General features: G+C 59.4%; 10 protein-coding genes and 1 tRNA gene. 2 read left to right on the top strand and 9 right to left on the bottom strand.

Annotation, left to right across the window (positions count from 1 at the left end; genetic code table 11):
* Positions 1-218: 218 nt before the first annotated feature.
* Together ACFE0K_RS14625 and ACFE0K_RS14620 are read right to left on the bottom strand one after the other, a co-directional pair.
* Complete coding sequence (locus ACFE0K_RS14625) at positions 219-2876, bottom strand: efflux RND transporter permease subunit (protein ID WP_434536756.1); 2658 nt, start codon at positions 2874-2876, stop codon at positions 219-221.
* A 25-nt stretch (positions 2877-2901) separates the two neighbouring features.
* Positions 2902-3333 carry an SRPBCC domain-containing protein gene (locus tag ACFE0K_RS14620; protein WP_434536755.1) on the bottom strand — a complete coding sequence of 144 codons (432 nt, stop codon included), beginning with the start codon at positions 3331-3333 and terminating at the stop codon, positions 2902-2904.
* A 143-nt stretch (positions 3334-3476) separates the two neighbouring features.
* Here ACFE0K_RS14620 and ACFE0K_RS14615 point away from each other — a divergent pair, with 143 nt between their 5' ends.
* Together ACFE0K_RS14615 and ACFE0K_RS14610 are read left to right on the top strand one after the other, a co-directional pair.
* Positions 3477-4496 (top strand): AraC family transcriptional regulator, encoded by a 1020-nt coding sequence (locus tag ACFE0K_RS14615; RefSeq protein ID WP_434536754.1) that lies wholly within the window; start codon positions 3477-3479, stop codon positions 4494-4496.
* Between the two features lie 88 nt (positions 4497-4584).
* Positions 4585-5649 carry a transporter gene (locus ACFE0K_RS14610; RefSeq protein WP_434536753.1) on the top strand — a complete coding sequence of 355 codons (1065 nt, stop codon included), beginning with the start codon at positions 4585-4587 and terminating at the stop codon, positions 5647-5649.
* Between the two features lie 67 nt (positions 5650-5716).
* On the opposite strand, the gene ACFE0K_RS14605 is transcribed toward ACFE0K_RS14610, so the two are convergent.
* The 7 genes from ACFE0K_RS14605 to ACFE0K_RS14575 all read right to left on the bottom strand — a co-directional run bounded on the left by ACFE0K_RS14605 (position 5717) and on the right by ACFE0K_RS14575 (position 12725).
* A tRNA-Thr gene (locus ACFE0K_RS14605) sits at positions 5717-5792 on the bottom strand.
* 61 nt (positions 5793-5853) lie between these two features.
* Positions 5854-7365: a 4-hydroxyphenylacetate 3-hydroxylase family protein gene (locus ACFE0K_RS14600; RefSeq protein WP_434536752.1), complete on the bottom strand. Its 1512-nt coding sequence runs from the start codon at positions 7363-7365 to the stop codon at positions 5854-5856.
* 310 nt (positions 7366-7675) lie between these two features.
* Positions 7676-8104 carry a peptide-methionine (R)-S-oxide reductase MsrB gene (gene msrB / locus ACFE0K_RS14595; protein ID WP_434536751.1) on the bottom strand — a complete coding sequence of 143 codons (429 nt, stop codon included), beginning with the start codon at positions 8102-8104 and terminating at the stop codon, positions 7676-7678.
* Positions 8101-8727 (bottom strand): peptide-methionine (S)-S-oxide reductase MsrA, encoded by a 627-nt coding sequence (gene msrA / locus ACFE0K_RS14590; protein WP_434536750.1) that lies wholly within the window; start codon positions 8725-8727, stop codon positions 8101-8103. The genes msrB and msrA overlap by 4 nt, the downstream gene beginning before the upstream one ends.
* A 66-nt stretch (positions 8728-8793) precedes the next feature.
* The gene (locus tag ACFE0K_RS14585) at positions 8794-9936 is read right to left on the bottom strand and encodes a CaiB/BaiF CoA transferase family protein (protein ID WP_434536749.1); all 1143 of its coding nucleotides are present in this window, start codon (positions 9934-9936) and stop codon (positions 8794-8796) included.
* Positions 9937-9954: 18 nt separating this feature from the next.
* Complete coding sequence (locus ACFE0K_RS14580; RefSeq protein ID WP_434536748.1) at positions 9955-10563, bottom strand: hypothetical protein; 609 nt, start codon at positions 10561-10563, stop codon at positions 9955-9957.
* A 176-nt stretch (positions 10564-10739) separates the two neighbouring features.
* Complete coding sequence (locus ACFE0K_RS14575; protein ID WP_434536747.1) at positions 10740-12725, bottom strand: neutral/alkaline non-lysosomal ceramidase N-terminal domain-containing protein; 1986 nt, start codon at positions 12723-12725, stop codon at positions 10740-10742.
* Positions 12726-12750: the final 25 nt, after the last annotated feature.

Raw genomic sequence — 12750 nt, 5'->3', positions numbered from 1 at the left:
ATCTGTCTAAGATTGCCGGGTGCCCGGCCCCTTTCTGGGGGCTACGGCGATCAATCCGGTCTGCCTGGGGTCACGGTACGAAGGCCTGGGGCAACCCGAACCATTAATATACTGTTCATTTGGTCAGTGGTCAATCGAAGACAGTGACGAGTTGTGAGGAGCGAGTTTCGAAAGGCGGGGTGGTTTGCTTTTCGAAACTCGCTTCTCGTGACTCGTTCCTATCCGGCCCGCAGCTTCGGCTTCACCGAGATCAGCAGTGCCGGCAGAAGGGTCAGGTTGCTGAGCAGGGCCACCAGCATGGCCAGACCGGTGAGCAGGCCGAAGTACACCGTGGGGTTGAAGTTGGAGAACGCCAGAATCGAGAAGCCGGCAATGATGGTCAGCGAGGTGTAGTACATGGCCTTGCCGATGGAGCCGTGGCAACGCTTCATGGTGGCCACGTAGTCGTTGTCTTTCGGTAGCTCTTCATGGAAGCGGTGGATGTAGTGAATGGTGTCATCTACGGCGATGCCGATAGTGATGGCGGTGATGGTGATGGTCATCAGATCCAGCGGCAGGCCGATCCAGCCCATCAGCCCCAGCACCAGTGATGCGGAGATCAGGCTCGGTACCATGCTGATCAGTGCCACGGGCAGGCTGCGGAAAAGAATCAGCAGCATCACCAGAATGGCGGCGAACACATAGCCCAGTGTCTTGATCTGGGAATCGAACAGGCTCTGCAGCATGTTGTTGTAGAGCACCATAGCGCCAGTCAGGTGCACCTGTTCCGGTTCCAGCCCGAAGTTGTTTTCCATATCGGTGCGGATCTTGGCCAGCAGCTCGTTGCGGTTCAGGTTTTCGTCCGAGTCGATCACCCGCACGCTGAAACGCACCTGGTTGCCGTCGTCGGATAGGTAAGGGCGCACCAGCTGGTCGCGCAGGTCCTCGGGAATGAAACTGGCCAGCAGCATCAGCTGCACATAGCTGAGCGGCCCCTCGTTGAGTTTTTCCGCTACCTTGTAGGTAGTGGCGATGGATAGCACCTTGCCGGTTTCCGGCAGGGATTGCAGGTAGTTCTGGATTTCTACCAGCTGGGCCAGCCGCGCGGGGGTAAACCAGTAGGCGCCTTTCAGCGGATTGGGTTTGGCCTGTTTGGGCTCGGCAAACGGGTCATCAGAGGGCGCGCTGGCAAAGGGGTCTTCGCCACCTGAGCCATCGGAGAAGGGGTCACTATCCGCAAACGGATCCGGCTCTGCAGTGGCGAATGGGTCGCTATCGCCACCTGCCGCGAACGGATCTGTTGCGGGGCTATCATCCATGGATTCACCGTCCCAGCCGGTAGCCGGCTCGGATGACGTTGTCGCAGTGCGGGCTTCAGTACTGGGCGCATCGATGACGATATCCAGCGGAGTGGTGCCACCCAGCTTGCGATCAATCTGCAGCATGCCCTGGTAGATTTCCGTGTCTTTCTGGAAATAGTCGATAAAGCGGTTTTCCACCGTCAATCGGCTGACGCCCCATGCTGAGGCGATAATGGTGATAATGGCCAGCACCATCAGAGTCGGGCGGTGACGTTCGGTAAAGCCGGCAAAGGCCAGGGTGAACTTGCGGCTGAAGTCCCGCCCCTGTTGCGGTTGGCCAGCCTTCAACGGACCCAGCAGGGCCGGGAAAACCAGAAAACAGACCACCAGCGACACGCCCAGGCCAAAGGTCATCATCCAGCCGAAGTCGATCACCGGGCGAATCCCGCTGATCACCAGAGAAGAGAAGCCCACCATGGTGGTGAGGATCATGTAGATCATGGGCCGCATCATGTGGGCGGCAGTTTCCCGGATCAGCCACTTCTGGGTGGCATCCGGGTTCTCCTCATGCAGCTCCCGGAAACGCACAGTCAGGTGGATGGTGATCGACATGGTGATGATCAGCAGCAGCGATATGTAATTGCTACTGATGACCGAGACTTTCCAGTCCATCCAGCCCAGCCAGCCGGTCACGGTCAGCACGGTGACACCACAGCAGGCCAGGGGCACTACCACCCAGCGGGGGCGGCGGAAAATCATGAACAGGGTGACGATCAGAAAGGCCAGTACGCCGATCCCGAAAATTTTCAGGTCTGCGCGAATAAAACGCACCAGGTCAGTGGCGATCATGGGGACGCCGCCCAGGAACAGTTTTGCCTCGTCCCGGTAGCTGTCCATGATATCGCGCACCTGATCAATCTCGCCGGCGGTGCGTTCCTGGATCTGGCTGCTGTAGTCACTGAAGGCCTGTGAGGCCTCTTCCAGCGCCTGTTCGCCGTCTTCGTCCAGTTCGCCCTCATGCTGCTGAGTGCGTAGCTCATTACGCCGGTAGAGCAGCTCGTAATACTTTTCGTCGCGCTCGAAACTCACCAGCAGGGCGGTGGTGTTGCCGTCGTCGCTGACCAGTAGATCTTCATACAGAGGGTTTTTTTCGGTGAACTCCTTCTGTGCCAGCGAAAGGTCCACATCCTTGTCGGTGAGGGTGCGGTAGTCGTTGGCCAGATCGCTGAATTCTACCTGGGGGCTGAACAGCAAGGGCACATCCAGCATGCTGTAGACCGAGCTGACGCGGTCAACCTGTTTCAGGTCGGTCTGCAGCGCCTGCAGGTGCGCGAGCGTGTCTCGCTGAAACAGCGGCGCCTGGGACGGGGTGTAGGTGATGATCAGAAAGTCACTGCCGCCGTAACGCTTGGAAATCTTCCGGTAGTACTGCAATGCCTCATCGTTCTCGAGCACCAGCGAATCCGCGGATGCATCAATCTTGAACTCCCGGGCCTGCCAGGCAGCAACAGCACAGAGCAGGGCCAGCAGAGCCAGCCAGAAAACCGGGTGTGCCAGCACAGCCCGGCAGTAGGCATTAAACAGTCGATGAGTCATGAAGGAATCCGTTCAGGGTCAATAATCAGAACATGGCAGCGTATTCTGCCGCAAAGCGGGTATCGAAGCGGTGAATCAGTTTGCCGGCGGGCCAGGCCAGCAGGGTGAGAAGCCCCTCGGTCCATTCTTCCTGGTGTACCCGGCAGCCGCCCTGACCATCATCGATGAAGGTAAAGCGGTGGGTGATACGTGCAAAGGGCAGGTGCAGGCCCCAGGTGATGCGCTCGTTTTCCTTGAACTCCATCACCTTTACCACCACCGGCGCTGGCGGCAGGCCGGGCAAGTCTGCCACAAACAATAGCAGGGCGCCGGGGCGCCAGTTGCCGTTGAGAAGGCGTGCATGGCGCACTACCGAGCACCAGTTCTGCCAGTTTGTCGCGTCGGTAAACAATTTAAAGGCCTGCTTGCGCGAGGCCCGGGTGTCGGTGACCTCGTCGACCAGATAGCGTTTGAGCATAATCGATCCGGTTGTTGATAGGGGTGTCGGTAGAGTACTCACTGTCTGAGGGAACCTCCAGTAGGTCAAACGGGCCAATCCATCAGGGTTGGTTGACCTGCTTGATGCCTTTGCCTAGTTTCGGGTGATTGCGAGGAAACACCATGACCACAACGTTGCTTCCAGCTTCCATTCTACCCGGCCTCCTTGAGGTATCACTGCGCAGCCGCCTGGATGTGCAATCCCTGTTCGAGCGCGCCGGTATTGATGCGGATATTGTTGGCCGCAATGACCGTTTTATCAGCTTGCTGCAACTGGACGAGCTGCTGTATTCCGCGTTCAGTGAAAGTGACGATCCGTTGTTCGGTTTGCACGTGGGGGCCGACAATCACTATGGCAATCTGGATCTGCTGGGCAATCTGATGGCCACGGCCGATACCCTGGAGCAGGGCCTGGCCATGCTGTTCCGCTACAAGGATCTGGTGGTCCCCTATCTGGCGTTTACCCTGGAGACGGTTGGTGACAGCGTGATGCTGGCCGTGGCCAGCAAAGACCCGACTCTGCGCTTTACCGCCACCCGTACCCACAACGAAGTGGTGGTGGCCACCATGGTGGCCATCGGTCGCTCCCTGCTGGGTGGCACCATGCCGGTGAGCGGTGCCTGGTTTCTGCATGGCGAGCCGGTGGCGGATCAGGTGGCGGTTTACCAGCAGTTTTTCCAATGCCCGCTGCACTTTGCCCAGCAACACAATGCCATCACCATTCCGGCCAACCTGCTGGGCGAGCCGCTGCCCAGGGCCTATCCCAAATACAATGAGCGACTGCGGCAATCCGCGGATCAGGTGCTGTCCGGTTTATCACGGGCTGCCGGGGTGTCCGGCCAAGTGATCAAACAGCTTGAGATCATGCTGGGTGGTCAGGGCGTGACCATGGAAGCGGTGGCTGACGCCCTTGCCATGACGCCGCGGACCCTGCAGCGTCGCCTGCAGGAGGAGGGTACCCGCTTCGCCCAGCTCCGCGACCAGGTCCGCCACCAGCATGCCTGTCAGGCCCTGCGTGAGCGGGGCTGTGACATGCAGGCACTGGCCATGGAGCTGGGCTTTTCCGATACCGCCAATTTCTACCATGCCTTCAAGCGTTGGCAGGGCTGTGCGCCGGGCCAGTACCGCAAGCAATTCGCCTGATAAAGGTAACGCTGCGACGTTTTGCCACATTGGCATTGCCGGCCGTATCCGTAGGCTGCTCACTATCGTTATTCAGTGGGGAAGCTAGATGCGGAAAACAGTTCATCTTCTCGTCGCGGCAACCGCGATCACCAGCATGGGCCAGGTTCAGGCCCATTACGATGGCGGGCGTGCCGACAGCCATGCGCCGATTTCAGTGATGGGCGACCACACCCATGACAAAGGCGAATGGATGCTCTCCTATCGTTACATGGGCATGAGCATGAGTGGTGCCAGGTCGGGCAGTGAGTCGCTGAGCACTAATGAAGCCTTCGGCGAGATACCCGGTATGGGCATGATGAACATGAAGGCATTGCCTTATGAGATGACCATGCACATGCACATGCTCGGAGCCATGTACGCCCCGACAGACAATCTCACCCTGATGGCGATGTTGCCGTACACCACCAACAAGATGACCACCAGAACTCGCATGACCATGATGATGAACACCATGGACGATGAGTTCGATACCGAAACTTCCGGTATTGGTGATGCCAGCATCGGTGGTCTGTACAAGTTCTTCGACCAGGATGGCTATCGCCTTCATCTGAATCTGGTGCTGGGCTTGCCTACTGGCTCTATCGATGAAGAAGACTATGTGCCCATGCAGGGCAAGGAGATCCAGTTACCGTACCCCATGCAGTTGGGGTCTGGCAGCTACGAGGCGCGCCCGGGGATTACCCTGAACAAGCAATACCAAAGCTGGAGCTGGGGAGCGCAGGTCAGCGCCAGAATTGCATTGGACGAGAATGATCAAGGCTACAAGCTGGGTTCCCGGCGCCATCTGACTGCATGGGCGGCGAAACCGGTCAGCCCTTGGGCATCTGTCTCCCTGGCAGCTTATAAAAGCTGGTGGTCCGACATTCACGGGCAGGCGGAAGACTTGATGATATCGCCGATGATGAACCCTGCAGCAGACCCGGACGCCAGGGGCGGCCAGCGGCTGGATATCGGTCTGGGGCTGAATCTGCTCGGCAAGAATGGCACCTTGAAGGGCCACCGTCTGGCCCTGGAATACAAGGCACCGGTTCATCAATCCCTTCATGGCGTACAGATGGAAACCGACTACACCTTCACGGTGGGCTGGCAGAAGGCCTTCAGCGGGAAATAAGGGCTCTTTTCGCAGGATGGACCAAACAAAAAAAGCCGCCTGAAGAGGCGGCTTTTTTGTGATTCGATGGTGCCGGAACGCGGAATCGAACCGCGGACCTACTGATTACGAATCAGTTGCTCTACCGACTGAGCTATCCCGGCATGCCCGGTGTTTGGGGCGGCGCTAGTGTAGCAGGACGCCCCGGGCTGGCAAGTATCCGTGTCAAGAAACCTGCTTGATGCCGGCCAGTTTGCGGGCGTGCCATTTCTTGGTGTCCACGTCCATGCCGCGCAGGATCTGGATGCGTTGGGCCTGGGGGCTGCCGGCGCCGTGCATGGATTCGGTCAGGTAGCCCACCGCGTTACGTCCCAGGGTCATGTTCTCGATCAGGCGCAGGATGCGCATGCGGTCCTCGGTGGGTATGTCGTCGCGGCCTTTCAGGAAGCGGCGGATGATGTCACCGGCTTCCTGGTTTTCCAGGTCCTTCTCGCTGGGCATGGTGACCATGATGCCGCCGGCCAGGTCCTGGGCCAGCCGGGAGATCTCGTAGGGGAAGCGGGTCACGTTGTGCTTGCACACGTTGGAGAGCATGGCGTCGTTCATGAAGATGCCGCTGGGCATCTGTTTCGCCTCGTGGGAGCTGGCAATGCCGGAGGAGTAGATGGTCTCGTTCAGGTGCACCATTTCCACCAGCTTGTCGCGAATATGGCTGACTTTTTCCAGGCCGTTGTATTCGGCGATGGACGCGGCGGCGCCCACCAGTACATCACCCAGGCCGGTTTTGCACACATAGCTGGCCCGGTGGTAGGCGGTGAACCGGGCGACCATGTCCTGGGCAAACTCGTATTCGCCATCCATGAACACATGTTCGTGGGGAATGAAGACATCATCGAAGTAGACCAGCACTTCCTGGCCGCCGTATTCGGCGTTGCCCTGATCGATGTCGCCGCCTTCCATGGCGCGGGTGTCGCAGCTCTGGCGGCCGTAGATATAGGTAATGCCTTCCGCGTCGCCGGGGATCATTCCCACTACCGCATAGTCACGATCTTCTTCGGTCAGGTTCATGGTGGGCATGACGCAGATCCAGTGCTGATTCCAGCCGCCGGTCATATGGGCTTTCACGCCTTTCACGTAGATGCCCTTGTCGGTGCGCCGGGTCACACGCATGAACATGTCCGGGTCGCTCTGCTGCGCCGGGCGCTTGCTGCGGTCGCCCTTGGGATCGGTCATGCCGGCGGCGATGAGGATGTTCTTGCGTTGCGCTTCACCGAGAAAATCCAGGAAACGATGGTGATACTGGGTGCCGTACTTTTCGTCGATCTCGTAGGTGATCGAATGCAGCACACTGATGGTGTCCAGCCCCGTGCAGCGCTGAAAACAGGTGCCGGTAATCTGGCCCATGCGGCGCTGCATCTTGTTCTTTTTCACCAGGTCTGCCGGCGATTCCACGATGTGCAGAAAGCGGTTTACCTGGGCGTCAATGAGCGGGGACCAGGCAGTGGCCAGCTCCGGGTCTTCAATGGCCAGATCGTAACTGGCGCGCAGGGCGTTGATGCTGGGCTTGATGATCGGGTGGTCAGCGGGCTCGTCGATCAGCTCACCAAACAGGAACAGGCGGGTGCCGCGGTTGCGCAGGCTGGCCAGGTAATCCTCACCGGTCTTGAGGACGGAAAAGCGGTTCCAGCGCTGTTCGGCGCTTTCCTCGCGGCGCGGGGCAGGGGTCGCGGCGTTCATGGTGCCTCCTGTGATTTCCATTGCTCTGGCAGCGGCCAGGGTGTCGTGACTTGGGGGTCACTACCGATGGTATACAGGGTGTTGCGGGAGGCAATGACAGAAACTGCCGCTGTACGCTGCGGTCAAGTCAGGGGTGCTGTGGGGTAAGGGCTAATGAGTTGAAAGTTCAAAGTTTAACGTTGAAACGCGGATAACCTCCGTACTGACAGAAACTTTGTGCTACGCGTTGCAAACCGCGGGGATGCGCGGGCACGGCAAGTCAATGGAGTGAGAGGCTTGCCCGCGCTTTTTAACTTTGAACTTTAAACTTTCAACTCGCCTTGAACACCATCGACGCCGAATTCAGGCAATAACGCAGGCCCGTCGGTGCCGGACCGTCGGGGAATACGTGCCCCAGGTGGCCGTCGCAGCGGGCGCAACGGATTTCCACCCGGGTCATACCATGGCTGCTGTCACGCAGTTCGCGGATATGTTCCGGGTCAAAGGGCTGGTAAAAGCTGGGCCAGCCGGTACCGGATTCAAATTTGGCGTTGGCGGCAAAGAGTGGCAGGTCGCACAGTTTGCAGTGATAAACCCCGTCTTCCTTGTTGTCGAGCAGGCCACCGCAGAAGGGCGGCTCGGTTCCCTGATTGAGCAGGATGCGCTTTTCCTCGTCGGTGAGGTGTTCCGCTCGTTGCTGTTTCTCGGCGTCGCTAAGCGGCGTGAGATCATGGCCGCTGGCGGAGTGGGCTGTGTTCATTGCGTATCCCCCTTGAGCAGATCGGGAAAGGCGTGGATGAGTTTTTCCACCTTGGGTTTGGCCACGTGAACGATATAACCCTGGTTAGGGTTGTGGCTGGCGAAATTCTGGTGGTAATCCTCGCCGCGATAGAAGGTCTCCAACGGTTCCAGCGTGGTCACGATAGGCACGGTAAAGGCGCCGGCGTTGTCCAGCTGACGAATATAGGCCTCGGCTACCGCTTTTTCTTCCGGGCTCTGATAGAAAATGGCGGACCGGTACTGGGTGCCGCGGTCGTTGCCCTGGCGGTCCTTCTGGGTGGGGTCGTGGGCCACGGAGAAGAATACCTTGAGCAGCTGTCCGTAGCTGATCACCTTGCTATCGTAGTCGATCTCCACCACTTCAGCGTGGCCGGTGGTGCCGGTGCAGACCGCCTCGTAATTGGCACGGGCGGCATCGCCACCGGCATACCCGGAGGTGACTGCTACTACGCCATCCAGATTGAGGTAGACCGCTTCCACACACCAGAAACACCCCCCCGCCAGTACGGCTTTCTGGATGCCGTCAGTTGGCAGGTCGTCCACCGGATCGGGGAAGCGTTCCGGGTGAATGGCCAGGGAAGTGCCTGGGATTACGGCTGTCATGGGTATCTCCTTCAAACAGGCCCCGGCTTGTGGCCGGGGCCGGGCGTGGCGCAAGAGAAACGGAGGTCAGTCCTGTTTCACTGCGCCGCTGCTGATCAGTTTGTCGATCTGTTCGTCACTGAAGCCGGCCTGGCGGAGAACCGCCTGGCTGTCGGCCCCGGCGCTGGCTGCCGGTTTGATATCGCCGGCGGCGCTGCGCGAGAAGCGCGGTGTCGGAGCCGGCTGTACCGTGTTGCCGACAGTGACAAAGGAACCTCTTGCCACGTTATGCGGATGTGAAGGCGCTTCTTCAAGGCTCAATACCGGTGCAAAGCACACGTCTGTACCTTCCATCAACGCGGTCCATTCATCACGGCTCTTCTGTTTGATGACTGCCGCCAGTTTTTGTTTCAGTTCCGGCCACTTTGCCGGGTTCATCTGCTGACCGAACTCCTCGGCGGGCAGGTCGGCGATGCGGCACAGTTCGGCATAGAACTGCGGTTCGATACTGCCGATGGACACGAATTTGCCGTCCGCTGTTTCGTAGACTTCATAGAAGTGGGCGCCGGAATCGAGCATGTGAGTGCCGCGATTTTCGGTGAACATGCCCTGGGCCTTGAGGCCATAGAACATGGCCATGAGGGCGGCGGAGCCTTCCACCATGGAGCTGTCGACCACCTGGCCTTCGCCGGAGCGCTGGGCTTCCAGGGCGGCACAGACCAGACCGAAGGCGAGCATCATGCCGCCGCCACCGAAATCACCCACCAGGTTCAGAGGAATGGCGGGCTTCTCGCCCTGGCGGCCCATGGCGTGGAGGGCGCCGGACAGGGAGATGTAGTTCATGTCGTGGCCGGCGGCCTTGGCCAGCGGCCCCGTTTGGCCCCAGCCGGTCATGCGGCCGTACACCAGTTTCGGATTACGGGCCAGGCACTGTTCCGGGCCGATACCCAGGCGCTCGGTCACACCCGGGCGAAAGCCTTCGAACAGGCCGTCGGCGGTTTCACAAAGCGTGAGGACGGTCTCGATGCCTTCCGGGCTTTTCAGGTCCAGGGCCAGGTTCTGCCGATTGCGGAACAGCACACTATGGCCGATGGCGGCGTGGGGGTTGCCGCCGGGGCGATCAATGCGGATCACGGTGGCGCCCATGTCAGCGAGCATCATGCCGCAGAAGGGGCCGGGGCCGATGCCGGCCAGTTCGATAAAGGTCAGTCCGTTCAGTGGGCCAGTCATAGTCTTTATTTTCCGTTGTCAGGGTATCAGAGCATGCTCTTTGAGTGTGTTGCGCAGAGCCGTACATTGGCTCTTGGCAATGGCAACGGTGTTACTGGCTTCATGGGTGGTGGCGATACCGGTCCACAGGGGCTTGCCGTCGGCATTGATCAGTTCTGCGCCGTGTTGACGCAGGGCCTCGGGAACGTCCTCCCTGGCCAGCTCGCCGCCAATACCCACTTGCCAGGTCGGCGTCATTTCACCGGCGGACTGGTCCATGGGGTTGAGGCGATTGCCGCCTGTCGGTGGTGCCGCAGCATCAATCAGCAGGTGGGTGAGTTCCACCACCAGAATCCGTTGCACATCATTGCTTTGCGCCCAGTCGAGGATGCGGTTTTTTCCACCTTCGTACCATAACGGCAATTCCTGGTGGCTGAGCAAAATGGTCAACGAACTGCTTGAAAATATTTCCTTGCAGGTCAGCTCCCAGGTTTCACGGGTACCGCCTTCCGGGGTGTGGGCCACCAGTAGCAATGTCTCCCGGGGAGGATGGCTCCCTTCAGCAGTGAAGCGAGTTGTAACCTGGGTGGTGCTGGCACAGCCGGCAACGAGCAGGGCAGGCAGCAGAAAGCGAAGCAGCGGGCGCATGACGGATCTCCGGGAGAAAAAGTGGTGCCTTGTAGCACGTCTCCAGTGTAGCAGTGCCATTGGCAGGGCTCATCCGTTAACGGCCATACCGCGTCTGTGGTTGTGACAGGGTTGTCGGCACAGCGCTGAGTAGCCTCGCAGAGGTGAGGCTGTCTCAGCGCTGTTTGCTGAACGGGCTATGGCAAGGGAGCGGACAACACCGACGATTGCGGCTGATTGGCACTAACGGAAAAGCGGCAGGACCTGGAAGGCGAGGGTGTGGCGGGGTACCAGCGCACCTCATACCGACCGCGTTTTTTTTCCGTGTCTTCCTGATGCAACAGCTGTAACTCGGCACTGTCATCGCTGATCACGCCATTGTCGCAGTGAACCGCCAGTAGAGGGCGATCCAGCGCCAGCTGATTCGCCGGTTCCGCTTCCAGTATCAGGCTCCAGTAAGGGCCGGTGGTGGCGTCACCGTCATGACGTGTTGGCTCGCTTAACCAGCGCCGTTTGCCCGGACCTGTCAGCGAGTCGGGAAAGTATTGTCGGCTGAGCAGGGAAAAAGTTTGCTGGGCCGGGATGTCATTAATGTCGCCTTGTTGTTGCAGCTCCCGGCTCAGCCCTTCGCTCTGTTGAATCAGGAAATCCAGTGTATGTGGCCCATAAAGAGTGTGGCCGCCCTCGTAGTACTGGAGCGCATATTCTTCCGGAGTGACGGCATAGCCGAAGTAGCCATTTGCCAGACTGGAAATTTCCACTTTCCAGTCGGTGCCTTCTGGCAGGGTGCTCGCCACTGCATGGCGGAGTCTATTGCCGCTTTCCAGGGTGATTTCCCAGGGCAGGGGAACCAGTACCAGGTCGTTGATACGCACGATCTGGAACAGGGCCTGGTGGGGAAAACGCTCGGCCGGCAGCAACAGTTGCAGTTTGGACAACATCCACTGCTTCACGCCCTGGCAGTTGTCGGTAAAGACCCGGCGAGGCCAGTCTTCCTTCAGAAACGGGAGATAGGAAATCGGGAAGACTTCGTCACCGTTGGCTGCGCCGGCGACGGAGGCACCGGCGATAGCCCGTTCGCAAAGTCCGAAGCGGCCGGTATCAATGTCGTCGAGCAGGTCCATCTGGCGGCTGGCGACGGCGATGCTGAGGGTGTCAGTGAGCTGACTTTCCAGAGAATGAAAGAGCTGTGAGGCATGTTTCCCCAGTGCCTTGCCGATGCGTTCAGCTTCCCGGTCGCCGCGCAGGTCCTCTTTCCAGGCTGGGTTGTTATCCGCGTGGGTAGCCTGGGCGGCACCATGGAGGAAATCGGGGTAGCTGCTTGCCAGTTCGCTTTCCAATTCCTCGCTGATCCAGTGCCAGACATCCGCATGGTAGGGACGGGTAAAGGGAGGGATAGCGGTGCCGTGGATGGAGTAGAGGCTGAGCGCGCCGGCCGGTTCGAAACGGTCGCCCCGGCGCTGATCAATCCGCAGCAGGGTCATGGTGGGATTCACCGCCTGCATGGGGTCCGCGTTGGAGGGATCCTGCTCAGGGAAGTTATTGGCCCAGGCCTCGATGGAGCGGTTACGGGTAACGCCAAACAGGTCGCTCTGGCCCACGGCAAAGCGCGCCTCGCGACGGGATTCATAGGCACCGATGACGGCGTCGGCAATGCGCTGGCTGAGAAACTCGAACAGGGCCGGGTCGAAGCCGGGTCGGTTACTGCCGAAAACGTTGTAGAAGTCGCTGCCGAGATACTGGCCAGGGCCGGAGTGGGTATGGGTAACCAGCAGGGTCACCGCATGGGCAGGCACATCGGTATGGTCGGCAATCAGTTCAGCGACCCGGTGGCGCAGCACCAGTGAACCGGTGCCAAGATCCAGTTGTACGATAGCAAGCGGGGTCTGGCTGGGGCCTTTCAGGTAGAACGCCCTTGCCTTGAGTCGGGTGCGAAAGCCGTCTGCATTCTTTGCCCAGGCGGAATAGCCGAACTTGGGTATGCCGGTGGGCGGCGTAATGTCCCGTTCGGCGATACCCGCTTTTGCTGTGTCATGATCCGCTGCTATCGGTTGTACAGGAAAAGAGAAAGACAGGTTCTGCCGGGGAAAAAAAAGGAAGGGCCAGGCCGTGTGCAGCAGGCCGCCGAGAATGCCGACAGACAAGAGGGTTAGCAGCAGGTAACGGGGGCGCAATGTTCGCATAGGGAGTGGTGCTCCAGTTTATTTG

The sequence above is a fragment of the Alcanivorax sp. genome, assembly GCF_051117345.1.
Lineage (GTDB): Bacteria > Pseudomonadota > Gammaproteobacteria > Pseudomonadales > Alcanivoracaceae > Alcanivorax.
Note: the sequence above shows the minus strand (reverse complement) of the source record. Positions and strands in the feature narration are given on the sequence as shown.

Excerpts from the sequence above, each read along its gene's own strand:
- ACFE0K_RS14615 (WP_434536754.1), top strand. The coding sequence starts at position 3,477 with ATGACCACAACGTTGCTTCCAGCTTCCATTCTACCCGGCCTCCTTGAG.
- ACFE0K_RS14620 (WP_434536755.1), bottom strand. The coding sequence starts at position 3,333 with ATGCTCAAACGCTATCTGGTCGACGAGGTCACCGACACCCGGGCCTCG.
- ACFE0K_RS14580 (WP_434536748.1), bottom strand. The coding sequence starts at position 10,563 with ATGCGCCCGCTGCTTCGCTTTCTGCTGCCTGCCCTGCTCGTTGCCGGC.
- msrA (WP_434536750.1), bottom strand. The coding sequence starts at position 8,727 with ATGACAGCCGTAATCCCAGGCACTTCCCTGGCCATTCACCCGGAACGC.
- ACFE0K_RS14625 (WP_434536756.1), bottom strand. The coding sequence starts at position 2,876 with ATGACTCATCGACTGTTTAATGCCTACTGCCGGGCTGTGCTGGCACAC.
- ACFE0K_RS14585 (WP_434536749.1), bottom strand. The coding sequence starts at position 9,936 with ATGACTGGCCCACTGAACGGACTGACCTTTATCGAACTGGCCGGCATC.
- msrB (WP_434536751.1), bottom strand. The coding sequence starts at position 8,104 with ATGAACACAGCCCACTCCGCCAGCGGCCATGATCTCACGCCGCTTAGC.
- ACFE0K_RS14610 (WP_434536753.1), top strand. The coding sequence starts at position 4,585 with ATGCGGAAAACAGTTCATCTTCTCGTCGCGGCAACCGCGATCACCAGC.
- ACFE0K_RS14600 (WP_434536752.1), bottom strand. The coding sequence starts at position 7,365 with ATGAACGCCGCGACCCCTGCCCCGCGCCGCGAGGAAAGCGCCGAACAG.
- ACFE0K_RS14575 (WP_434536747.1), bottom strand. The coding sequence starts at position 12,725 with ATGCGAACATTGCGCCCCCGTTACCTGCTGCTAACCCTCTTGTCTGTC.